The sequence below is a fragment of the Flavobacterium sp. genome (assembly GCF_025352425.1).
Lineage (GTDB): Bacteria > Bacteroidota > Bacteroidia > Flavobacteriales > Flavobacteriaceae > Flavobacterium.
The window spans coordinates 1-20,905 of the sequence record NZ_JANXTI010000045.1; the positions used below are offsets into that span (position 1 = coordinate 1).

The following is a 20,905-nucleotide window of genomic DNA, read 5'->3' on the forward strand; positions in this document are numbered from 1 at the left end:
GAAAATAATCAACCTTATACAATTGTCAATTCGCTCGGGCAAAAAGTTACATCTGGTATAATTGAAAACGACAGAGTATCAATAAATGCTTTAAAAACGGGAGTTTATTTTATTGAGATTGGGGACGTTAATAAAGCTATAGTCGCCAAGTTTATAAAAAAATAATAAAAAACTTTTGATTTTTTAATCAATCACTTACATAAAATGGTCGGTTCCATTTGCCAACACCTTTTCACAATTTCCATGCAGTTTTCCTGTTAGAAAGCCTTCGAGATATTATAGGTAATCAAGGTCAATCACTATATATATTTATTTCAAATATAGTAATACAATCCAACAGAAGATTATTGACTTCCATCGGCCATATATTGACTTCCATCAGAAGATTATTGACTTACATCAGAAGATTATCAACTTCCATTGGACGAACTTGGTGTTCCATTATTAAAGGAGAAGTTGATAAAATTTAAGTAAAATAACTCCAACTCATAACTCATAACTTACAACTAATACTTATTTTTGCATCTTACAACACAACAACACTAAACATGGCATTAACCTCCCTAAACGCCGTTTCACCCATTGACGGAAGATACAGAAGCAAAACCAAATCCCTCTCCAATTATTTTTCGGAAGAAGCCTTAATAAGATACCGTGTTTTGGTAGAAGTGGAATACTTCATTGCGTTGTGCGAAGCCGATTTACCACAATTAAAAGGAATGGATTCAAAAGTTTTTGACAGCTTGCGCAATCTCTACAAAAGTTTTACCACTGAAGATGCGCAATGGATAAAGGACACTGAGTTAACCACCAATCACGATGTAAAAGCGGTTGAATATTTTCTCAAAGAGAAGTTTGAAGGTTTTGGATTGTCACCATATAAAGAGTTTATCCATTTTGGGCTTACTTCGCAAGACATCAATAATACAGCGATTCCGTTATCAACAAAGGAAGCTTTTCAGGATGTATATATGAAGTCTTTGATCGGTTTAATAGCAAAACTGAAAGAACTGGCAATGGCGTGGAATGACATTCCTATGCTGGCCAGAACCCACGGTCAACCGGCGACGCCAACACGTTTAGGAAAAGAAATATTGGTATTTGTAGAACGTCTGGAAGAACAAATGCGTTTGTTGTTCAATATTCCGTTTGCGGCGAAGTTTGGCGGTGCTACAGGGAATTATAACGCGCATCATGTGGCGTATCCAAATGTAGATTGGAAACAGTTTGGCACCACTTTCGTGGAAGACACTCTCGGACTGCATCATTCCTATCCAACCACACAAATAGAGCATTACGACCATTTTGCAGCGTTTTTCGATGCGCTTAAAAGAATAAATAATATTATCATCGATTTAGATAGAGACATTTGGACCTATGTTTCGATGGAATATTTCAAGCAAAAAATCAAAGCAGGCGAAATAGGTTCATCGGCTATGCCGCATAAAGTAAACCCGATTGATTTTGAAAATTCGGAAGGAAATCTGGGCATTGCTAATGCACTTTTCGAACATCTTTCAGCCAAACTGCCAATCTCAAGACTGCAGCGCGACCTTACTGATAGCACGGTGTTGAGAAATATTGGCGTTCCGATTGGACACACATTAATTGCTTTTGATGCAACCCTGAAAGGATTAAACAAATTAGTGCTCAACGAAGCTAAGTTTGCTGAAGACTTAGAGAAGAACTGGGCAGTAGTGGCTGAAGCGATTCAGACGATTTTAAGAAGGGAAGGTTATTCAAATCCGTATGAAGCTCTAAAAGGTTTGACACGAACCAATTCTGTTATTGATAAAAAAGCGATTCATGATTTCATAGGAACACTAAAAGTTACTCAGAATATCAAGGATGAGTTGATGCAAATCACACCGAGTAATTATACTGGGATTTAATATTATCATACAAACAAAAAAGTAATAAATTTATTTCCTTACTTTTTGCCTTATTCTATCTTGAATAATTCGGAGCTTCATTTGTAATCGTAACATTATGAGGATGACTTTCACCAATTCCACTTGTAGTAATTCTAACAAACCGCCCGGTTTCTTTTAAGGTTGGTATATCCTTAGCGCCACAATAGCCCATTCCCGCGCGAAGGCCTCCGACAAACTGCTGCATGCTTTCGCTTAGTTCCCCTTTGTAGGGCACGCGGCCTACGATTCCTTCGGGAACCAGCTTTTTGATATCATCTTCAACATCCTGGAAATAACGGTCTTTTGAGCCTTCCTGCATGGCTTCTATAGAGCCCATTCCGCGGTAGGATTTGAATTTTCTTCCTTCAAATATGATAGTGTCTCCAGGAGATTCTTTTGTTCCGGCTAATAAGGATCCCAACATAACAGAATCTGCTCCGGCAGCAATCGCTTTTGGAATATCACCCGTATAACGAATTCCACCGTCAGCAATAACGGGAACGCCGGTTCCTTTTAAAGCTGCAGCCACTTCCAAAACCGCTGAGAATTGGGGAAACCCCACACCTGCAACCACTCGCGTTGTACAAATAGAACCTGGGCCTATACCAACTTTCACTGCATCGGCACCGTTTTGAACTAAATAAAGAGCCGCTTCGGGAGTAGCAATGTTTCCAACTACTACATCAAGATTGGGGAATTTGGCTTTTACTTCCTTTAAAACAGTAACTACGCCTTGTGTATGTCCGTGTGCGGTATCTATGATTACGGCATCAACACCTGCATTTACCAAAGCGGTTGCTCTTTCCAAAGCATCGGGAGTGACACCTATAGCAGCTGCAACACGAAGACGCCCAAATTTGTCTTTGTTGGCAATTGGTTTTTGTGTAAGTTTAGTTATATCCCTGAAAGTAATTAATCCTATTAGTTTAAATTCATCATCCACCACCGGAAGTTTTTCAATTTTATTTTTCTGTAAAATGCCTTCCGCTTCCTGCAGTGTTGTTCCTTCGGCAGCAGTTACCAGGTTTTCTGAAGTCATGACTTCTAATATGGAACGGGAGTTTATTTTTTCGAAACGCAAATCTCTGTTGGTGGCAATTCCTTTTAAGATTCCGTTTTCATCTACAACAGGTATTCCGCCAATGCCAAATTCCTTCATCGCCATTTTGGCGTCTCCTACAGTTGCTGTTAGTGGTAAAGTCACAGGATCGATAATCATTCCGGCTTCCGCACGTTTAACTTTACGGACTTTCGCTGCCTGTTGTTCAATTGTCATGTTTTTGTGTAAGACACCAATGCCGCCTTCCTGAGCCATGGCAATTGCCATTAAACTTTCGGTAACGGTATCCATAGCGGCTGAAACAATAGGAACATTTAACGTAATATTTCTTGAAAATTTCGATTGGATACTGACTTCGCGCGGTAAAACTTCGGAATAATTTGGGATGAGCAGTACATCGTCGTAGGTTAACCCTTCTCCAACGATTTTAGTTGTGTGTGCTTTCATTGCAATTTGTAGTTGTAGTTAAATTGCATGCAAATATAGGATAAAATTGCGAATTAGTAATTACGAATTACAAATTCCTAATTTATCAGTGATAGTGGGTAAATATCTTTGTGGCTTCATTGTAAGCACTTTCAAAACTCATCGGACTTGTATTGGTAGCTGCTTTTTGTGAAGTGAAATAAGATAAGAGTTTCTCTGTAGGCATATTCCCAGTCAAATCATCCTTTGCCATTGGGCAACCACCAAAACCCTGAATCGCTCCGTCAAAACGAACACAGCCTGCCTTGTATGCAGCATCAACTTTTTCGTGCCATTTGTCCGGCGTTGTATGAAGGTGCGCACCAAATTCGACATCGGGATATTTCGGGATCAGATTCGAGAACAAATAAGTAATGACATCTGGGGTTGAACTTCCAACCGTATCAGAAAGCGATAGGATTTTTACACCCATATGGGCGAGTCTTTCTGTCCATTCACCTACAATTTCCACATTCCACGGATCACCGTACGGATTACCGAATCCCATTGAAATATAAGTTACCACTTCTTTATTGGATGCATCAGCAATGTTTAAAATCTCCTGCAGGGTAATTAAACTTTCGGCAATAGTTTTATGTGTATTCCGCATTTGAAAGTTCTCAGAAATCGAAAATGGAAATCCTAAATATTGAATTGCTGCATGTGTTGATGCTATTTGAGCACCTTGCGTGTTGGCAATGATGGCTAATAGTTTACTTTGCGTTTGTGATAAATCAAGTTGTGCCAACACTTCCGAAGTGTCCTGCATTTGCGGAATAGCTTTAGGCGAAACAAAACTTCCAAAATCAATAGTGTCAAAACCAACACGAAGCAGTGATTGAATATAATCAACCTTCTCCTTAGTTGGAATGAAGTTTTTGATGCCTTGCATGGCATCGCGTGGACATTCTATGATTTTGATTTGTTTCAAAAGTTAGGCGTTGTCCCGATGTTTCGGGATGGCTAAGTTAGTAAGATTTTTTCAGAATAGCCTTGTTGATATCTGCAACTAACTTTGGACCTTCATAAATAAATCCGGTGTACAATTGTATTAGACTTGCCCCGGCTTCCAGTTTCTCTAAAGCATCTCCGGGTGAATGAATTCCGCCTACACCAATAATTGGAAATGCTTTATTGCTTTTTTCTGAGAGAAAACGAATGACTTCAGTTGATCGTTTTGTCAGTGGTTTTCCCGATAAGCCTCCAGTTTCTATTTTGTTTTCCGATTGTAAACCTACTCTTGAAATGGTTGTGTTGGTTGCAATCACGCCTGCTATTTTGGTTTCCTTTATGATATCAATAATATCCAATAATTGTTCATCAGTCAAATCGGGAGCGATTTTCAGGAGGATTGGTTTCTTTGTATTATGTTCCGAGTTTCGGGTTTCAAGTTTGGTTAATAATTCTGTTAAAGGTTTTTTGTCCTGAAGTTCACGAAGGTTAGGTGTGTTTGGCGAACTGACATTTACTACAAAATAATCAACATAATCAAACAGTGTTTCAAAGCAAATCAGGTAATCTGAAACAGCATTGTCATTTGGCGTAAGCTTATTTTTACCAATGTTTCCGCCAATCAGAACACCTTTATTTTTCCTTAATCTCAAGACAGCTGTATCAACGCCGCCATTGTTAAAGCCCATTCGGTTAATGATGGCGCCGTCTGGTCTTAGACGAAACAAACGTTTCTTTGGATTTCCGCCCTGAGGTTTTGGTGTTAGTGTTCCGATTTCTATAAAGCCGAAGCCAAAGTTGGAAAGTTCCTGATAGCATTTGGCATCCTTGTCAAATCCGGCGGCCAATCCCACAGGATTTTTAAATTTGAGTCCGAAGACTTCACGCTCCAATCGGGCATCCTTAACTTCATAAATAGATTTTAAAATAATAGGAACAAAAGGAATTTTAGAGATAAACCGGATAAAACTAAAAGAGAAATAATGCACTTCTTCCGGGTCAAACCAAAATAAAATGGGACGAATGAGTAACTTGTACATGTGTTGTGTCGTTGTGCTGCAAAAATAGAAATTCAAAATCAATTTTCTTTTTAAAATCAGTAAATTAAATACTATTTTAGCCAATCAATAGTTTTCAGATGATTTCAGAAGAACAGTTTCAAAAAGAGCTTCAACTAATTATACAAAACGGAATCCGCGAGGATATTGGTCCGGGTGATTATAGTTCGTTGGCTTGCATTCCCAACGCTGCTCTAGGAAAAGCTAAACTTTTGGTTAAGGATAACGGAATCATTGCCGGAGTAGCATTCGCTAAAATGATTTTCCAGAATATTGATCCAACGCTGGAAGTCGAAACTTTCATTGAAGACGGGACGGATGTAAAGCATGGCGACATCGTTTTTCATGTTTCAGGATGTTCTCAGTCTATTCTGAAAGCGGAACGTTTGGTACTGAATTCTATGCAACGCATGTCGGCTATTGCGACCAAGACCAAACAATATGTAAAGCTATTGGAAGGTACAAAAACAAAGATTTTAGATACCCGTAAAACGACACCCGGGTTTCGTGCCTGTGAAAAATGGGCTGTTAAAATTGGTGGTGGAGAAAACCATCGTTTTGCACTGTATGACATGGTGATGCTGAAAGACAATCACAATGATTTTGCTGGTGGAATTACGAATGCTATAAACAAAACCAAGGAGTTTCTGAAGTTTAACAATCTAGATTTACAAATCATTGTAGAAGCCAGAAACCTTGACGAAATAAAAGAAATTTTGCGAAACGATGGAGTATACCGAATCCTGATTGACAACTTCAATTTTGACGACACACGCAAAGCTGTTGAATTGATTGGCGACAAATGCCTGACGGAATCATCGGGAAACATTAACGAAAAAACCATTCGTGAGTATGCAGAATGTGGCGTTGATTATATTTCTTCAGGAGCTTTGACACATTCAGTTTGTAATATGGATTTAAGTTTAAAAGCCTTTTAAATGTCAGAAACAGCAACAGAAAATACATTCATAAAAATTCCTGTCATTAAACAGCTGGTGTTTTTCTTAAGAAAAATTCGGTTGCCATGGCTTCACGGTATGTCGCTGTATGACTTGCTCGATTTCTATTTTACAGGAATCTTTGAGGGAGAGATTACCTACAGGGCGACGGCGATTGCGTTTAGTTTTTTTATGGCGTTGTTTCCGTTTGCGCTTTTTATACTAAATCTTATTCCGTATATACCAATTGAAGGATTCCAGAATGACTTTTTGGGATTTGTTAAAGGAAGCGTACCGCCAACAACTTATGACGCAATTTATAAAATCATCAATGATATTCTGCACAACAGCCACAGTGGATTACTTTCTACCGGTTTTGTAATGGCTGTTTTTTTGATGACCAATGGTGTAAACGCAATTTTGGGCGGATTTGAGGCGTCGCATCATATTCATATTTCCTTAAAGCGAAAATTTTTCAGGCAATATGTTGTTGCTTTAGCATTGTCAATAATACTTGCTTTTCTACTGCTAATTACGGTAGCGGCGATTTTAATCTTTGAGGTTTTCATTCAGAAAACAAAACTTCAGGATGTTTTATCTGACAAGATTCCGCTCATAGAAATGGGACGATATATTTTTGTTATTTTAATGATATTAATGGCGACCTCTATATTGTTCAGGTATGGGATTAAGCATGATAAAAAGAGAACTTTAGTTTCAATAGGTTCAGTTGTTACAACCATTTTAATTATTATATCGTCGTATTTTTTTGGTATCTGGGTTGTTAAATTTTCAAAATACAATGAGCTTTATGGTTCTATTGGGACTTTGTTGATTGTAATGTTTTATATTTGGATAAATTCTATGGTATTGCTTATTGGTTTTGACTTAAATGCTTCCATTCATCATATCAAACGCGAGAAACAAAAAGAAATAGATAACAACAAAATACCATGAAACCTACGATATCCATTGTTGTGTTCCTTGTTTTTCAATTAAGCTTTTCCCAAAGTATTTTTGGAAAGTGGAAGACCATCGATGACATAACAGGAAGGGAAAAAGGAGTTGTTGAAATCTTTGAACACAAAGGCAAAGTCTATGGTAAAGTAATTGAAATCTTTGAAGCTGATAAAAAACACATCATGTGCGAAAAGTGTGATGGAGATGAAAAGAACAAGCCTGTTATGGGAATGAATATCATTAAAGGAATGACTAAAGACGGTGATATATATAGTGGCGGAAAAGTATTGGATCCAAAAATTGGTAAATGGTATCATTGTAAAATAACTCTCGAAGGAAAAGATAAACTGATTGTCCGCGGTTATATCGGAATTCCGCTTTTCGGAAGGTCACAAACTTGGATTAGACAAAAATAACTGCTCTTAAAATGAGTTTCTTTATTGAAGTTATCGTTCCGCTTTCGTTGCCTAAAACCTTTACTTATAAGGTGTCAGAAAGTGAATTTGCTTTTATTGAAAAAGGAATGCGGATTGCTGTACCTTTTGGTAAAAACAAAATCTATACAGCCTTAGTTATCGATTTGCATCAGGAAGCACCAACACTTTATGAGGCAAAGGAAATCCATCAGATTCTTGACGAAAAGCCCATTGTAAACGAGTTTCAAATCAATCATTGGTTTTGGATTGCCTCTTATTATATGTGTAACATTGGGGATGTCTATCGCGGTGCTCTGCCCTCGGCATTGTTATTAGAAAGCGAAACTATTATTTCCCAAAATAAAGAAACATTTGTAGATGAAACGTCACTTACAGATGATGAGTTTTTGATTTATGAAGCGTTGCAGCACCAGAGTTCGTTGAAGGTTCAGGATATTATTGCTATTCTTAATAAGAAAACGATTCTGCCGGTGATCCAAAAACTGATTAATAAAAACATCATTTCACTTCAGGAGGAAATTCAGGAAGAATACAAGCCAAAGCTTATACGCTACATTCGTTTGCACGAAAATTATCTTGCAGAAGAAAAACTTATTGAATTACTGGATAATTTAAAATCTGAAAAGAGAAAAAATCTAGTGCTTCAGTATTTTCAATTGCAGGCTCAAAAGAAGCCTATTTCCTTTAAGCAATTGACAGAAGCGGCTAAAAGTTCTGCTGCCATTGTCAAAGTATTGGTTGACAAACAAATATTTGAGGAATATTTTATCCAGGAAGACAGAATAAATTTTGATAAAAATAAAGTCGAAAATGAATTGACCTTAAGTAAGGCTCAACAAGAAGCTTTTAACGAGATTGTCAGTTTGTTTGAAGAAAAAGAAGTTTGCCTGTTGCATGGCGTAACCTCAAGCGGTAAAACTGAAATCTATACCAAACTGATTGAAAATTCTATCGCTGAAAGCAAACAAGTCTTGTATTTACTGCCCGAAATCGCTCTGACAACACAATTGGTTGCCAGGTTAACACAGCATTTCGGAAATAAAGTTTCCGTTTTCCATTCTAAATACAGCAATAACGAAAGGGTAGAAGTTTGGAACAATGTTATTCAGAATTCAGAAGCGGCACAAATTGTAATAGGAGCAAGGTCGGCTTTGTTTTTACCATTTAATAATTTAGGTTTAATCATCGTTGATGAAGAACACGAGCAAACTTTTAAACAGCAAGATCCGGCGCCAAGATATCATGCCCGCGATGCTGCGATTGTTTTAGCTAATTCACATCAGGCAAAAGTTTTACTAGGTTCGGCAACGCCAAGCATTGAAACTTATTATAATGCAACTTCGGAAAAATTTGGATTAGTAACTTTAAAAGAACGCTTCGGTAATGTTCAAATGCCTGAAATAGAATTGGTTGATTTGAAAGACGCTTATTTTCGAAAAAAAATGAAAGGTCATTTCAGTATGACATTGATTGATGAAATCACGCAGGCTTTTGCTAATAATGAGCAAGTAATCCTTTTCCAAAACCGCCGTGGCTTTTCGCCTGTGTTGGAATGTATGACTTGTGGCCATGTGCCTCAATGTCCGCAATGCGACGTGAGTTTGACGTATCATAAATATAAGAATCAACTGCGTTGTCATTATTGCGGTTATAATATGGGGAAGCCGACAAATTGCCATGTTTGTTCCAGTGTAGATATGGAAACCAAAGGATTTGGAACGGAACAAATTGAATTGGAATTAGCTGAGTTATTTCCGCAAAAGAATATCAAACGTATGGACCAGGATACTACTCGGGGGAAATACAGCTTTGAGAAAATCATTGACGGATTTAAAAATCGGGAAATAGATGTTTTGGTGGGAACGCAAATGCTGGCCAAAGGTTTGGACTTTGATAATGTTTCCTTAGTGGGAATTATGAATGCGGATAATATGTTATATCATCCCGACTTTAGGGCTTTCGAAAGAAGTTTTCAGATGATGACGCAGGTTGCAGGTCGTTCAGGTAGGGCAGAAAAAAGAGGAAAAGTGATTATTCAGACCTATAATCCGCTGCACAATATTATCCAACAAGTGACCAATAACGATTATGAAGGAATGTATAAAGAGCAACTTTATGAGAGAAAGACATATTACTATCCGCCATTTTACCGTTTGATAAAACTGACATTAAAACATCGTGATTTTGAAAAGCTCAAGGAAGGATCGATGTGGTTGTATCAGGTTTTGCAGCAAAACTTAACCATTCCGGTTCTTGGTCCGGAAGAACCAGCGATTGGCAGAATCAGAAACGAATACATTCGGACAATAATGATAAAGATGCCAGGTGATACTTCAATTCAGGTCACAAAAAAAACTATCCAGAAAATACTGAATAGTTTTGATTTGGTTTCACAATACAGAACAATTAAAGTTACTGTAAATGTGGATTTTTATTGAGTAGATTTATGCAATAGCTAATGCTTTTATTAAATCTTCTTTCTTATTTCGGCTTAAAGGAATTTTGGTAACTCCAATTTCAGCAAACTTGCTGTTGAAACGTTCCACTTTATCGATATTAATGATATAGGATTTATGAACACGGATAAATTTCTCCTTTGATAAATCATTTTCAAAAGATTTCATAGTAGAAAGAACAAGATTGCTGTCTTCTTCGGTCACTACTTTTACATAATCTCCGTAAGCTTCAATCCACTTAATTTTATTAGTATAAATTTTAAGTTTTTTAAGATTACTCTTGATAAAGATATGCTCTCCTTCTTCTTCCTGATTTTCTTTTTTAAGCATATGGAAATCCATTGCTCTTCTGACAGATGCATTAAAACGATCCAAAGCTATCGGTTTCTGTAGGTAGTCCGTAGCGTCATAATCGAATGCTTTCATAGCATATTCTGCTTTTGACGTGATGAAAATAATTTGAGGTTTTACTTTCAAACCGTCAAGAAAATCAAAACCGCTGATGACCGGCATTTCTATATCAAGAAAAATTAAGTCCACGGTATGAACCGACATGCAATTTTTGGCTTCAATTGCATTAGAAAAATCACCTACCAAATGTAGATTGGGATGATTGTTTACTAACTTTGCAATGATCATTCTCTGGATGGAACTATCATCAACAACAACACAATTTAGTTTCATAATATTATTTATTATAGATTTGGAGTTGTAAAAATAGAACCTTTATTTGGAACAACCTAACGTTTCATCGTTTTTTTTCGCTTTTAAACGATATTTTTTACTTTTAGACGATTTCTTAGGTATTGACGTTGGATATCAAAAATCAATTTGTACTTTTGCGCCCAATTTAAAATTTAATCATATAATTATGAATCATTACGAAACTGTTTTCATCTTAAATCCCGTTTTATCTGAAGTTCAGGTAAAGGAAACAGTAAGCAAATTCGAAGATTTTCTTACGACAAAAGGAGCAAAGATGGTATCTAAAGAGGATTGGGGCTTGAAAAAATTAGCTTACGAAATCCAAAACAAGAAAAGTGGTTTTTACCATTTATTCGAATTCCAAGTATCAGGCGAAGCTCTTATTGCTTTTGAAACTGAGTTTAGACGCGACGAGAGAGTTATGCGTTTCCTTACTGTAAGTCTGGATAAACACGCTATTTCTTGGGCAGAAAGAAGAAGAACTAAATTAAAAGAAGCAAAAGCAAACTAATCATGGCAAACTTACAACAATCCGCTTCAGGAAAGAAAGACGGCGATATCAGATATCTTACGCCTTTAAACATTGAAACCAACAAAACTAAAAAGTATTGTCGTTTCAAAAAATCCGGTATCAAATACATTGATTATAAGGATGCAGACTTTTTATTGAAATTCGTAAACGAGCAAGGTAAAATCTTACCACGTCGTTTGACAGGAACTTCATTAAAATACCAAAGAAAAGTATCTGTAGCTGTGAAAAGAGCTCGTCACTTAGCTTTAATGCCATACGTGGCCGATTTACTAAAATAATATAAACGCAGTTGTTGGTTTCCCGATAAGCGGAACCTAACTTCTATAACAAGGACAACAACATGGAACTTATCTTAAAACAAGACGTTCAAAATTTAGGCTTTAAAGACGATGTAGTAAACGTAAAAAACGGATACGGTCGTAACTTCTTGATTCCACAGGGTCACGCGCAGTTGGCAACACCTTCTGCGAAAAAAGTTTTAGCCGAAAATTTAAAACAAAGAGCACATAAAGAAGCTAAAGTGGTTAACGATGCACAGGCATTGGCTGACAAACTGAAAGCTTTGGAAATTAAAATTACAGCAAAAGCTGGTGGAGATAAATTATTCGGTTCTATCTCTAACATTGATATCGCTGCCGCTTTGGAAAAAGCAGGACAAACGGTTGATAGAAAATTCATCACTAGCGGTTTGGTAAAACGTACAGGTAAATATACTGCAAGTGTGAGACTTCACAGAGACGTGGTTGTTGAATTACCATACGAAATCGTAGCTGAAGTTTAATATTTCACTATATACTATAAAAGTCCCGATGAGAATCGGGATTTTTTTTTGAAGCTAATCCCGCTATCCGTTGCAATCTTTTATCGCTTTGTCACATCGAGCGCAGCCGAGATGCTTTTTTTAAAGCAATAAAAAGGATTTCCACTACTATCGGGGCTAGGGATATTACTAAAAACAAAAACTTTGCAGCTTTGCAACTCTGCAACTCATAAGATGAAATACAAAAGATTAACAAAAGAACAATTCGAAGAACTGCACAAGGAATTTTCAACTTTCCTGGCAACCCAATCCATAGATAAAGCCGAATGGGATAAAATAAAAAAAGAAAAGCCCGAAGTTGCTGAACAAGAACTCGATGTTTTCTCCGATTTGATTTGGGAAGGGGTTTTAACCAAAGCGAATTACTTAGAGCATTTTTCCAAAAACCATATTTTCCTTTTCCACTGTCAGGAAAAACTAATCCAGTCAATTGTCTTAAAAGCATTGGAACCGGAAGTTGATTTTATGAAAAAAGAAGGTTTGCAATGGTTGACGGATAATATTTTTACGGATACCGTTGAAATTCATCTCGGTAAAAAAGAATACCAAGACCAACGAAATGCCGCCATTTTCGATTTGATTAAGGAAGGAGCTATTTTGAGCGACGGACAATTATATCTTCAGATAAACGGAATAATTCAGTCATAAAGTGTAGTCCGTTTTAAAAAATATTGGCTATTTTAGTGCACATAATTCGCAACTAAAATAGCCAATTCATTTTATGGATATTCAGAAAACGATTCAGGATTTACGTGACGAACTCAATCAGCACAACTACAACTATTATGTGCTGGATAATCCGATAATCACTGATTTTGAATTCGACCAAAAACTAAAACAGCTTCAGGAATTAGAAGCTCAACATCCTGAATTCTTTGATGAAAACTCTCCATCACAAAGAGTTGGCGGAACGATTACCAAAAACTTCAACACAGTTGTCCACGATTACCGAATGTATTCACTTGACAATTCCTATTCCAAAGAAGATCTTATCGATTGGGAAACCCGAATCCAAAAAACCTTAGGAAATGTCCAATTACAATACACTTGCGAACTGAAATATGACGGCGCTTCAATTTCCATAACTTATGAAAATGGAATTTTAAAACGTGCAGTTACGCGAGGTGATGGTTTTCAGGGTGATGATGTAACCAATAATATTAAAACCATAAAATCAATTCCATTAGAATTAAAAGGGGAATATCCGTCACGATTTGATATTCGAGGGGAGATTATTTTGCCTTTTAAAGGATTTTCAAAAATGAATCACGAATTGATTGAAATTGGGGAGACGCCTTATTCTAATCCAAGAAATACTGCTTCGGGAAGTTTAAAACTGCAGAATAGTAGCGAAGTAGCCAAGCGACCATTGGAATGTTTGTTATATTTTATTGTAGGCAATAATTTGAATTTCAACTCTCAGTTCGAGGGATTGAAAACTGCACGAAATTGGGGCTTCAAAGTTCCCAAGGAAGCCAAATTGGCCAATACTATTGAAGAAGTTTTTGAATATATTGATTATTGGGATACACACCGGCACGATTTGCCCTATGAAACGGATGGCGTTGTAATAAAAGTAAATAACCTGCACCAACAGGACGAATTAGGGTATACCGCCAAATCACCACGATGGGCAATGGCTTATAAATTTAAAGCCGAACAAGTTTCTACAACATTAAATTCGATTTCGTATCAGGTTGGAAGAACAGGTTCGATAACTCCGGTTGCCAATCTGAAATCTGTTCAATTAGCTGGAACGATTGTAAAACGTGCTTCTTTACACAATGCGGATCAGATAGAAAAATTAGATATACGTGTTGGTGATACTGTTTTTGTCGAAAAAGGCGGAGAAATCATTCCTAAAATAATAGAAGTAGATTTCATAAAAAGAAATCCTCAATCGGAAAAAACAGAATACATCACACATTGTCCTGAATGTGATTCGGAACTAATAAGAATTCCAGGCGAAGCAAATCATTACTGCCCTAATTTTTATGGTTGTCCACCGCAAATTATTGGTAGAATTCAGCATTTTATTTCGCGTAAAGCGATGGATATTGAAGGCCTTGGCGGAGAAACGGTGGCTTTGCTTTTCAATAATAATTTGGTTAAAAATTATGCTGATTTATATGAGTTAACGATTAATCAAATTCTGCCATTGGAACGAATGGCGCAAAAATCGGCTGAAAATTTAATTAATGGCGTTCAGAAATCGAAAGAAATTCCGTTTGAAAGGGTTTTGTACGCAATCGGAATTCGTTATGTTGGTGAAACCGTTGCAAAAAAATTGGCTAAACATTATAGAAATATTGACGCACTTCAAAATGCCTCATTACTGGATTTAATTTTAGTTGATGAAATAGGAGAGAAGATTGCACAAAGTGTAATCGAGTTTTTTGAAAATCAAGAAAACGTCAAAATAATCGAACGCTTAAAAGAATTTGGAGTTCAATTAGAATTGGTTGAAAAATTTAATCCAAATGCTACCGAAAAATTATCAGGCAAAACTTTCGTAGTTTCAGGCGTTTTTGAGAAATTCTCCCGAGATGATTTAAAAAAAGCAATTGAAGATAATGGTGGAAAGGTGGGAAGTTCTATTTCTGCTAAAACCGATTTTGTAATTGCTGGAGAAAATATGGGTCCGGCAAAACTTGAAAAAGCGAATCAACTAAAAGTTTCCATCATTTCGGAAACAGAATTTTTGGCTATGATTACGGATTAAAGAATAGTCTAATTAATTTTAGAAATAATATAGATGCTTTTAAAAATATTAGATTAATTTTAAAAATTAATGGCCTCAAATTAAAAAATGAATCGGGATAACTTTTTTAACTATAGTAAACACGTTTCAAGCAACTTCTTGTTATCTTCGTTTTTTGTTGTTTCTTTTTTGGAAATCATTGCAGAATACAATGAGAACAAGTCCTGGATATGGATTACAAAGCCATTCATAATACCTTTTTTATTGGCTTATTATTTACGCCTGACTAAAAAAAAGTGCAACTTTTTTATATGTGCCTTGTTTTGCAGTTGGATTGCTAATTTAATGTTTATAGAAAATACTTTAAATTGGATAATTTATGGCTCTGTTTTTTTTCTGATTTATAGAATTTTAATTATTTACATAGCGATGAACAGAGTAAAATTGCCCAGTTTAGTACCATTAATTATCGGTTCTATCCCGTTTATTTTTATTTATGCTACGGTTTGCTTTTTATCTTTTGAAGCTATGGGCGATACGATTTACTTGTTTTTAATACATGGTATATTTACCGTTTATTTAGGAGGATTAAGCTTTGGAAATTATATAATGCTTCCGAATTAAATCAAATCTTCTTTTATTTTTAAGTACCATGCTTTTTGCATTAACACAGTTCGTTTTTGTGCTAAAAGTATATTATGAAAATGGCAATTTCTTTCATGCAATTGCTATGTTAATGTTTGTATTAGGTCAATTTTTGTTGTCAAAATTTATAATTTTAACAGAAGAAAGCAGTAACTACAAGTCTATTGACAATCTAAATGAATCTATCTAATTTTTGAAATTACAATTGATGCAGAAAAAAGTAACCCACATAAAAAAACTAACTATATGTTATTTTTTAATAGCTTTTTTTGAAGTGATAGCTGAGTATTTTGGAAACAGACCATTGATTTGTGTTTTGAAACCGGTAATCCCTTTATTTTTAATAGTAATCTATTCAATCGAATCAGACAAAAAAAATCCGCTTTTTATTGTTGCATTGTTCCTATCGTTAATAACCAATATCCTTTTTATTCCAAACACTCCAAACTATTTGTTTTATGGTTTATTGGTTTTCACAATACATCGGGTAATTGTAATATATTTAATATTTAGCCTGCAAAGAATCAATGATTCTATTCCTTTAATAATTGCAACAACTCCTTTTTTATTGATATTTTTTTATTTGTTTATAGAAACCGTGGAGATTCCACAGAACAGTATTTATTTGATAATATTTCAAAATTTATTGATATCTATGTTTGCCGGAATTGCGCTTTCAAGTTATTTTATGAATGATAACAAGCAAAATTCAATACTTTTAATCAGTGCTTTGCTATTTGTGATGTTGCAATTTGTAATTTTTGTTGAGAAGTATTTTTTAACCAACGAGTTTGAAGAATTATTCCGACCATTAGCAATGACATTCAATGCTTTGGCTTTCTTCTCATTTTACAAATATATAATTGTCGCAGAAAAAAAATCAAACAATAATAGACTTTCCTAAAGAAGTTTTAGCAATATCGTTATCAAAATAAAAATCAATTCTGCCAAGATTTACTCCATAACAACCAACTTGGTTTACCAGGACATCTTTCCCGTCAGCATTTTTTAAAACCGTTGGTTTGTCAAGGAAAGTATGCGTGTGACCACCAATAATCAAATCAATATCTTTGGTCAGTGTGGCCAATTTAATATCACTAATTTTATCCGCGTCGTTTTTATATTGATAGCCAATATGCGAAAGACAAATTACCAAATCGCATTTTTCCTCATGCTTTAAAATACGGGCCATATCCTGAGAAATGCTAACAGGATCGTGATAAACCGTTTCTTTATAATTTTTCTTGTCGACCAAGCCTTCTAACTCAACCCCAATTCCAAAAATACCTACTTTAATTCCATCTTTATGGATTATTTTATAAGGCTTTACATGACCATTCATGATAGTATTTTTGAAATCATAATTGGCGTTGACAAATTCAAAACTGGCATTTGGCAATTGAGTATACAGACCTTCAATTCCGTTGTCAAAATCGTGGTTCCCGATCGTAGCCAAATCATATTTCATCATGCTCATCAGTTTGAATTCCAATTCGCCGCCATAATAATTAAAATAAGGCGTTCCCTGAAAAATATCTCCGGCGTCAAGTAACAAAACGTTTGAACTTTCTTTGCGAATAGTTTCAATCAAAGCAGCTCTTCGGGCGACGCCACCCATATTTGGATTCTTTGGATGCGTTGGAGGAAAAGGATCAATATAGCTGTGAACATCATTCGTATGAAGAACGGTTAAATGTTTGGTATCAACCGTCTTAAAACTACTAAAAGACAAACCTCCAAGCCCTAAAAAAGTAGATGTCAATGCTGTGTTTTGGATAAAATCTCTTCTTTTCATAATGCTATTCTTTTATGATTCTAATATCTGTATTTGCCACAATTGTTTTGTTTTCTTTGAAATAATCAAGGATGATATTCCTAAGTTTATAATTTAAATCATATTGAGCAACACCTTTTTTAAAGAAAAGCATATTGTCGCCACCGTTTGATAAATAATCGGAAGTCACAACATTATAGACTTTATTAGCATCTAATGATTTTCTATTTACCAAAATGTTTTTTGGCTGATTATTTTTATCGATTGTAAACGTTAGTCCTTTCAAAGGATGTGGTTTTTTCTCGGAAATAATATAATTTATCATTTCGATAATTTGTTCTGCTTTCAACCCAATTACAATAGCACTATTTTCAAAAGGCATGACTTCATAAGCAGTTCTTGCAGTTACATTTCCTTTCGGAATAATGCTTCGAATTCCACCATGATTGAGTAAACAAATGTCGATTGTTTTTTTTTCGCGCATTTGAAAAACCTTATCCGATTTTTCAAAAGTAATATCTGCTAAAAAGTTTCCCATTGGTGTTTGCCATTCACCGGATTTGTCAATAGTTTCGGGGGCATTGGCTAAAACCGTATTTAAATCGGCATCAATTCTATCGCGATACGGTTTGATAAAGTTTTCAATGGCAGCAACTTCAGAATTCTTGTCGGTAATACCAATTTCCTTGCCTTCAATTTTAATGACAGTATATTTCTTTTCGGCACAAGAAATTACTGAAATAAATGTTAATAATAAAACAAAATGCTTTACTACACCGTTATAGTTTTTTAGTTTTACCATCGCTTTTTAGCACTAATTTTAATAGATTTGTAATTCAAGTAAAAGTAAGATGTTTTTAAATTACTTAAAGGATTTTTCAACAAAAAAAATTGTAAAAAATAGCTTATCCAATGTTAAGCATTCTACTTCAGATAACGTAATCAAAACTGTTGGGATTATCTTTGATGAAACCTATTTTTATGAAAGAGAAGACTTAGTTAAAGAATTAATTCTAAAAGGAATTGAAGAAAATAATATCAAAGTTTTGGTTTTCAAAAACAAAATAAAAAAGAATGAAATTTTTGATTATCCTGTTTTCAGCCATAAGGATTTGAGCTGGACAGGAACAGTAGATAAAAAAGAAGTAAGAGATTTTGTTGCTGAGACATTCGATTTGTTGATTAATTATTACGATACTGAAAAAGTTGCCTTACTTTTGGTTTCTCATTTATCTAAGGCAAGTTTCAAAGTTGGTTTTGCATCAATTGACAAGCGATTAAATCACTTCATGATTAATACCAATGCCGAAAACTATAAAGTTTTTATGTCCGAATTATTCAAGTATTTAAAAATCCTAAACAAAATATAACATGCAATCATTAATTGGAACCGGAGTTGCGCTTGTTACACCATTCAAAAAAGATTTCTCGGTAGACGTTGAGGCTTTGAAAGCCATAGTTAATTTCCAGATTGATAATGGAATAGATTACTTGGTTGTTCTTGGAACTACTGCCGAAAGCGCTACGTTATCAAAAACTGAAAAGGAACTAGTTATTAAAACTATCGTTGATGCCAATAAAGGAAGATTACCTATGGTTCTTGGTGTTGGAAGCAACAATACTGCAGAAATTGTTGAAGAATTAAAATCAGGTAATTTTTCAGATTTCGTTGCTATTTTATCGGTTTCTCCTTATTACAATAAGCCAACACAGGAAGGCATCTATCAGCATTTTAAAGCGATTGCTGAAGCATCGCCAATTCCTGTGGTTTTATATAATGTTCCGGGAAGAACATCAAGCAATATGTTGCCTTCAACTATCATTAGATTGGCTACTGATTTTAAAAATATTATTGCTGTGAAAGAAGCGGCAGGTGACATTGTTCAAGCCATGAAACTGATACAGTATAAACCAAAAGACTTTTTAGTAATTTCGGGTGATGATATGATTACGTTGCCCATGATTTTGGCTGGTGGTTCTGGCGTTATTTCAGTAATTGCAGAAGGTTTTCCAAAACAATTTTCAGAAATGGTGCATCTTGGTTTAAACAAAAGAGTAGACGATGCCTATAAAATCCATTATCTTTTAGCAGATGCAATCGATATGATTTTTGAGCAGGGAAATCCCGCAGGAATCAAAGAAGTCTTTAAATCATTGGGCTTATCTGAAAATTATGTGCGATTACCATTAGTGACTGCCAATGAAGATTTAGCAAATCGCTTGCATGATTTCACCAATAAAATTTCAAAAATGTAGATTTTTTGAAGTCTAAAAAAATATTTTGTATTCCACAATTAATAACTAAATTTGCAGTTGATTTTTTAAACCCTAAATGGCTTTGAAATCAGCTGAATTAAATAAATAAATGAAGAAATTTTTAGCCTTATTTGCCGTAATTATATTTTTATCGTCTTGTAGCGATTATCAAAAAGCATTAAAATCAGAAGATGTTGCCGTTAAATTTGCGTCCGCTACAAAAATGTATGATGCAAAAAAATATGGTAAAGCTATTCGTCTTTTTGAACAAATTGCTCCCGCGTACAAAGGAAAGCCTCAAGCTGAGAGAATGTTTTATATGTATGCACAGGCGTTATATAAAACAAAGCAATATTATTTATCGGGTTATCAGTTTGAGAGTTTTTCGGCCAGCTATCCAAAAAGTGAAAAAATTGAGGAAGCTTCTTTTTTAGGGTCAAAATCTTTTACATTTTTATCTCCGGTTTATAGTTTAGATCAAACGGATACATACAAAGCTGTGGATAAACTTCAAAATTATATTGATACCTATCCGGAAGGAAAAAATTTGGCTGAAGCCAATTTGTTAGTAAAAAACCTAAGAGAAAAGTTAGAGAAAAAAGCATACGAAAATGCTAAAATCTATAATACCATATCTGATTATAAAGCGGCGATGGTGGCATTTGACAACTTTATGATTAATTTTCCGGGAACTGTATATAAAGAAAAAGCTTTATATTATAAATTTGACTCAGCCTATTTATTAGCGATTAACAGTATTCCTTCGAAAATGAAAGAAAGGCTTGAAACTGCAAAAGTGGCTTATTCGAGTTTGATTAAATTTAAAGCTGATACACAATACAAATCAAAAGCTGACGAAATGTTAGCCAGAATTGATAGCGATTTAAAACAATTTACTAAATAAGAAAGTCATGGATTTAAAAAAGACGAATGCACCAGTAAACACAATTACATACAACAAAACTGTAATTGAAGAGCGTACCGGCAATGTTTACGAGGCAATAACAATAATGGCTAAAAGAGCAAACCAAATCAATTCTGAAATCAAAAAAGAATTGACTGAGAAATTGGAAGAGTTCGCAACTTACAACGACAGTCTTGAGGAAATCTTTGAAAACAAAGAACAAATCGAAGTTTCTAAATACTACGAAAAATTACCAAAACCACATGCATTAGCTGTTCAGGAATGGCTTGATGACAAAATTTACTACAAAGATACTACAAAAGACTAATA

Annotated in this window: 24 protein-coding genes; 18 read left to right on the forward strand and 6 right to left on the reverse strand. The window is 35.0% G+C overall.

Going from position 1 to position 20,905, the window contains the following annotated elements:
* The 3 genes from Q0Q99_RS12895 to purB all read left to right on the forward strand — a co-directional run.
* Nucleotides 1–165 (forward strand): T9SS type A sorting domain-containing protein (locus Q0Q99_RS12895; protein ID WP_367175000.1); only part of this gene is annotated, 165 nt, incomplete at its 5' end.
* Nucleotides 166–218: 53 nt separating this feature from the next.
* The gene (locus Q0Q99_RS06350) at nt 219–470 is read left to right on the forward strand and encodes a hypothetical protein (RefSeq protein WP_293893116.1); all 252 of its coding nucleotides are present in this window, start codon (nt 219–221) and stop codon (nt 468–470) included.
* Nucleotides 471–548: 78 nt separating this feature from the next.
* Nucleotides 549–1,892 (forward strand): adenylosuccinate lyase, encoded by a 1,344-nt coding sequence (gene purB, locus Q0Q99_RS06355; protein WP_293893119.1) that lies wholly within the window; start codon nt 549–551, stop codon nt 1,890–1,892.
* A 55-nt stretch (nt 1,893–1,947) separates the two neighbouring features.
* Here the strand turns inward: purB and guaB are convergent, their stop codons facing one another.
* The 3 genes from guaB to Q0Q99_RS06370 form a co-directional block, all read right to left on the reverse strand.
* Nucleotides 1,948–3,420 carry an IMP dehydrogenase gene (gene guaB, locus Q0Q99_RS06360; protein WP_293893122.1) on the reverse strand — a complete coding sequence of 491 codons (1,473 nt, stop codon included), beginning with the start codon at nt 3,418–3,420 and terminating at the stop codon, nt 1,948–1,950.
* An 85-nt stretch (nt 3,421–3,505) separates the two neighbouring features.
* Nucleotides 3,506–4,330, reverse strand: a complete 825-nt coding sequence (locus tag Q0Q99_RS06365) for a hydroxymethylglutaryl-CoA lyase (protein WP_293893247.1) — start codon at nt 4,328–4,330, stop codon at nt 3,506–3,508.
* Between the two features lie 76 nt (nt 4,331–4,406).
* Nucleotides 4,407–5,429 (reverse strand): quinone-dependent dihydroorotate dehydrogenase, encoded by a 1,023-nt coding sequence (locus tag Q0Q99_RS06370; RefSeq protein ID WP_293893125.1) that lies wholly within the window; start codon nt 5,427–5,429, stop codon nt 4,407–4,409.
* A gap of 98 nt (nt 5,430–5,527) precedes the next feature.
* Between Q0Q99_RS06370 and nadC the strand changes: the two genes are divergently transcribed.
* Genes nadC through priA form a run of 4 tightly spaced genes read left to right on the forward strand, consistent with a single transcriptional unit; the run spans nt 5,528 to nt 10,220 of the window.
* A complete protein-coding gene (nadC, locus tag Q0Q99_RS06375; protein WP_293893128.1) occupies nt 5,528–6,385 on the forward strand; it encodes a carboxylating nicotinate-nucleotide diphosphorylase in 858 nt (285 codons plus the stop codon).
* Nucleotides 6,386–7,342, forward strand: coding sequence for a YihY/virulence factor BrkB family protein (locus tag Q0Q99_RS06380; protein WP_293893131.1), 957 nt, complete (start codon nt 6,386–6,388; stop codon nt 7,340–7,342).
* Entirely contained in the window at nt 7,339–7,761 is a 423-nt protein-coding gene (locus Q0Q99_RS06385) for a DUF2147 domain-containing protein (RefSeq protein WP_293893134.1), read from the forward strand. Before Q0Q99_RS06380 ends, Q0Q99_RS06385 begins: the two co-directional genes overlap by 4 nt.
* Before the next feature lie 11 nt (nt 7,762–7,772).
* Nucleotides 7,773–10,220 (forward strand): primosomal protein N', encoded by a 2,448-nt coding sequence (gene priA, locus Q0Q99_RS06390; protein WP_293893137.1) that lies wholly within the window; start codon nt 7,773–7,775, stop codon nt 10,218–10,220.
* Between the two features lie 6 nt (nt 10,221–10,226).
* Here priA and Q0Q99_RS06395 read toward each other — a convergent pair whose 3' ends face one another.
* On the reverse strand, nt 10,227–10,922 hold the full coding sequence (locus Q0Q99_RS06395; RefSeq protein ID WP_136152297.1) for a LytTR family DNA-binding domain-containing protein: 696 nt from the start codon (nt 10,920–10,922) through the stop codon (nt 10,227–10,229).
* Between the two features lie 187 nt (nt 10,923–11,109).
* On the opposite strand from Q0Q99_RS06395, the gene rpsF reads away from it, so the two are divergent.
* The 7 genes from rpsF to Q0Q99_RS06430 all read left to right on the forward strand — a co-directional run bounded on the left by rpsF (nt 11,110) and on the right by Q0Q99_RS06430 (nt 16,545).
* The gene (gene rpsF, locus Q0Q99_RS06400; protein WP_293893144.1) at nt 11,110–11,454 is read left to right on the forward strand and encodes a 30S ribosomal protein S6; all 345 of its coding nucleotides are present in this window, start codon (nt 11,110–11,112) and stop codon (nt 11,452–11,454) included.
* A 2-nt stretch (nt 11,455–11,456) separates the two neighbouring features.
* Nucleotides 11,457–11,753, forward strand: coding sequence for a 30S ribosomal protein S18 (gene rpsR, locus Q0Q99_RS06405; protein WP_136152299.1), 297 nt, complete (start codon nt 11,457–11,459; stop codon nt 11,751–11,753).
* Nucleotides 11,754–11,815: 62 nt separating this feature from the next.
* The gene (rplI, locus tag Q0Q99_RS06410; RefSeq protein WP_293893149.1) at nt 11,816–12,256 is read left to right on the forward strand and encodes a 50S ribosomal protein L9; all 441 of its coding nucleotides are present in this window, start codon (nt 11,816–11,818) and stop codon (nt 12,254–12,256) included.
* A gap of 213 nt (nt 12,257–12,469) precedes the next feature.
* Nucleotides 12,470–12,943: a DUF6495 family protein gene (locus Q0Q99_RS06415; RefSeq protein ID WP_293893152.1), complete on the forward strand. Its 474-nt coding sequence runs from the start codon at nt 12,470–12,472 to the stop codon at nt 12,941–12,943.
* A gap of 73 nt (nt 12,944–13,016) precedes the next feature.
* Nucleotides 13,017–15,017 (forward strand): NAD-dependent DNA ligase LigA, encoded by a 2,001-nt coding sequence (ligA, locus tag Q0Q99_RS06420; RefSeq protein WP_293893155.1) that lies wholly within the window; start codon nt 13,017–13,019, stop codon nt 15,015–15,017.
* A gap of 408 nt (nt 15,018–15,425) precedes the next feature.
* Nucleotides 15,426–15,620, forward strand: a complete 195-nt coding sequence (locus Q0Q99_RS06425; protein ID WP_293893158.1) for a hypothetical protein — start codon at nt 15,426–15,428, stop codon at nt 15,618–15,620.
* Nucleotides 15,621–15,849: 229 nt separating this feature from the next.
* Complete coding sequence (locus Q0Q99_RS06430; protein WP_293893161.1) at nt 15,850–16,545, forward strand: lysoplasmalogenase family protein; 696 nt, start codon at nt 15,850–15,852, stop codon at nt 16,543–16,545.
* On the opposite strand, the gene Q0Q99_RS06435 is transcribed toward Q0Q99_RS06430, so the two are convergent.
* Nucleotides 16,522–17,436, reverse strand: coding sequence for a bifunctional UDP-sugar hydrolase/5'-nucleotidase (locus Q0Q99_RS06435; protein ID WP_293893164.1), 915 nt, complete (start codon nt 17,434–17,436; stop codon nt 16,522–16,524). The two genes, Q0Q99_RS06430 and Q0Q99_RS06435, sit on opposite strands and share 24 nt — an antisense overlap.
* 4 nt (nt 17,437–17,440) lie before the next feature.
* Complete coding sequence (locus tag Q0Q99_RS06440; RefSeq protein WP_293893166.1) at nt 17,441–18,217, reverse strand: 5'-nucleotidase C-terminal domain-containing protein; 777 nt, start codon at nt 18,215–18,217, stop codon at nt 17,441–17,443.
* A 49-nt stretch (nt 18,218–18,266) separates the two neighbouring features.
* Between Q0Q99_RS06440 and Q0Q99_RS06445 the strand changes: the two genes are divergently transcribed.
* The 4 genes from Q0Q99_RS06445 (at nt 18,267) to Q0Q99_RS06460 (ending at nt 20,903) form a co-directional block, all read left to right on the forward strand.
* Complete coding sequence (locus Q0Q99_RS06445; protein ID WP_293893168.1) at nt 18,267–18,785, forward strand: hypothetical protein; 519 nt, start codon at nt 18,267–18,269, stop codon at nt 18,783–18,785.
* A 1-nt stretch (nt 18,786) separates the two neighbouring features.
* Nucleotides 18,787–19,671 (forward strand): 4-hydroxy-tetrahydrodipicolinate synthase, encoded by an 885-nt coding sequence (gene dapA, locus Q0Q99_RS06450; protein WP_293893171.1) that lies wholly within the window; start codon nt 18,787–18,789, stop codon nt 19,669–19,671.
* Nucleotides 19,672–19,780: 109 nt separating this feature from the next.
* Complete coding sequence (locus Q0Q99_RS06455) at nt 19,781–20,575, forward strand: outer membrane protein assembly factor BamD (protein WP_293893174.1); 795 nt, start codon at nt 19,781–19,783, stop codon at nt 20,573–20,575.
* Between the two features lie 7 nt (nt 20,576–20,582).
* A complete protein-coding gene (locus Q0Q99_RS06460) occupies nt 20,583–20,903 on the forward strand; it encodes a DNA-directed RNA polymerase subunit omega (RefSeq protein WP_293893176.1) in 321 nt (106 codons plus the stop codon).
* The last annotated feature ends 2 nt before the right edge of the window (nt 20,904–20,905 follow it).

Bases quoted from the DNA above. Each gene is read 5' to 3' on its own strand.
- rplI (WP_293893149.1), top strand. From the start codon at position 11,816: ATGGAACTTATCTTAAAACAAGACGTTCAAAATTTAGGCTTTAAAGAC.
- Q0Q99_RS06385 (WP_293893134.1), top strand. From the start codon at position 7,339: ATGAAACCTACGATATCCATTGTTGTGTTCCTTGTTTTTCAATTAAGC.
- Q0Q99_RS06370 (WP_293893125.1), bottom strand. From the start codon at position 5,429: ATGTACAAGTTACTCATTCGTCCCATTTTATTTTGGTTTGACCCGGAA.
- Q0Q99_RS06460 (WP_293893176.1), top strand. From the start codon at position 20,583: ATGGATTTAAAAAAGACGAATGCACCAGTAAACACAATTACATACAAC.
- Q0Q99_RS06445 (WP_293893168.1), top strand. From the start codon at position 18,267: ATGTTTTTAAATTACTTAAAGGATTTTTCAACAAAAAAAATTGTAAAA.
- purB (WP_293893119.1), top strand. From the start codon at position 549: ATGGCATTAACCTCCCTAAACGCCGTTTCACCCATTGACGGAAGATAC.
- Q0Q99_RS06440 (WP_293893166.1), bottom strand. From the start codon at position 18,217: ATGGTAAAACTAAAAAACTATAACGGTGTAGTAAAGCATTTTGTTTTA.
- Q0Q99_RS06430 (WP_293893161.1), top strand. From the start codon at position 15,850: ATGCAGAAAAAAGTAACCCACATAAAAAAACTAACTATATGTTATTTT.
- Q0Q99_RS06365 (WP_293893247.1), bottom strand. From the start codon at position 4,330: ATGCAAGGCATCAAAAACTTCATTCCAACTAAGGAGAAGGTTGATTAT.
- Q0Q99_RS06395 (WP_136152297.1), bottom strand. From the start codon at position 10,922: ATGAAACTAAATTGTGTTGTTGTTGATGATAGTTCCATCCAGAGAATG.
- Q0Q99_RS06455 (WP_293893174.1), top strand. From the start codon at position 19,781: ATGAAGAAATTTTTAGCCTTATTTGCCGTAATTATATTTTTATCGTCT.
- rpsR (WP_136152299.1), top strand. From the start codon at position 11,457: ATGGCAAACTTACAACAATCCGCTTCAGGAAAGAAAGACGGCGATATC.
- Q0Q99_RS06425 (WP_293893158.1), top strand. From the start codon at position 15,426: ATGAACAGAGTAAAATTGCCCAGTTTAGTACCATTAATTATCGGTTCT.
- rpsF (WP_293893144.1), top strand. From the start codon at position 11,110: ATGAATCATTACGAAACTGTTTTCATCTTAAATCCCGTTTTATCTGAA.
- ligA (WP_293893155.1), top strand. From the start codon at position 13,017: ATGGATATTCAGAAAACGATTCAGGATTTACGTGACGAACTCAATCAG.
- Q0Q99_RS06435 (WP_293893164.1), bottom strand. From the start codon at position 17,436: ATGAAAAGAAGAGATTTTATCCAAAACACAGCATTGACATCTACTTTT.
- priA (WP_293893137.1), top strand. From the start codon at position 7,773: ATGAGTTTCTTTATTGAAGTTATCGTTCCGCTTTCGTTGCCTAAAACC.
- Q0Q99_RS06415 (WP_293893152.1), top strand. From the start codon at position 12,470: ATGAAATACAAAAGATTAACAAAAGAACAATTCGAAGAACTGCACAAG.
- dapA (WP_293893171.1), top strand. From the start codon at position 18,787: ATGCAATCATTAATTGGAACCGGAGTTGCGCTTGTTACACCATTCAAA.
- guaB (WP_293893122.1), bottom strand. From the start codon at position 3,420: ATGAAAGCACACACAACTAAAATCGTTGGAGAAGGGTTAACCTACGAC.
- Q0Q99_RS06380 (WP_293893131.1), top strand. From the start codon at position 6,386: ATGTCAGAAACAGCAACAGAAAATACATTCATAAAAATTCCTGTCATT.
- nadC (WP_293893128.1), top strand. From the start codon at position 5,528: ATGATTTCAGAAGAACAGTTTCAAAAAGAGCTTCAACTAATTATACAA.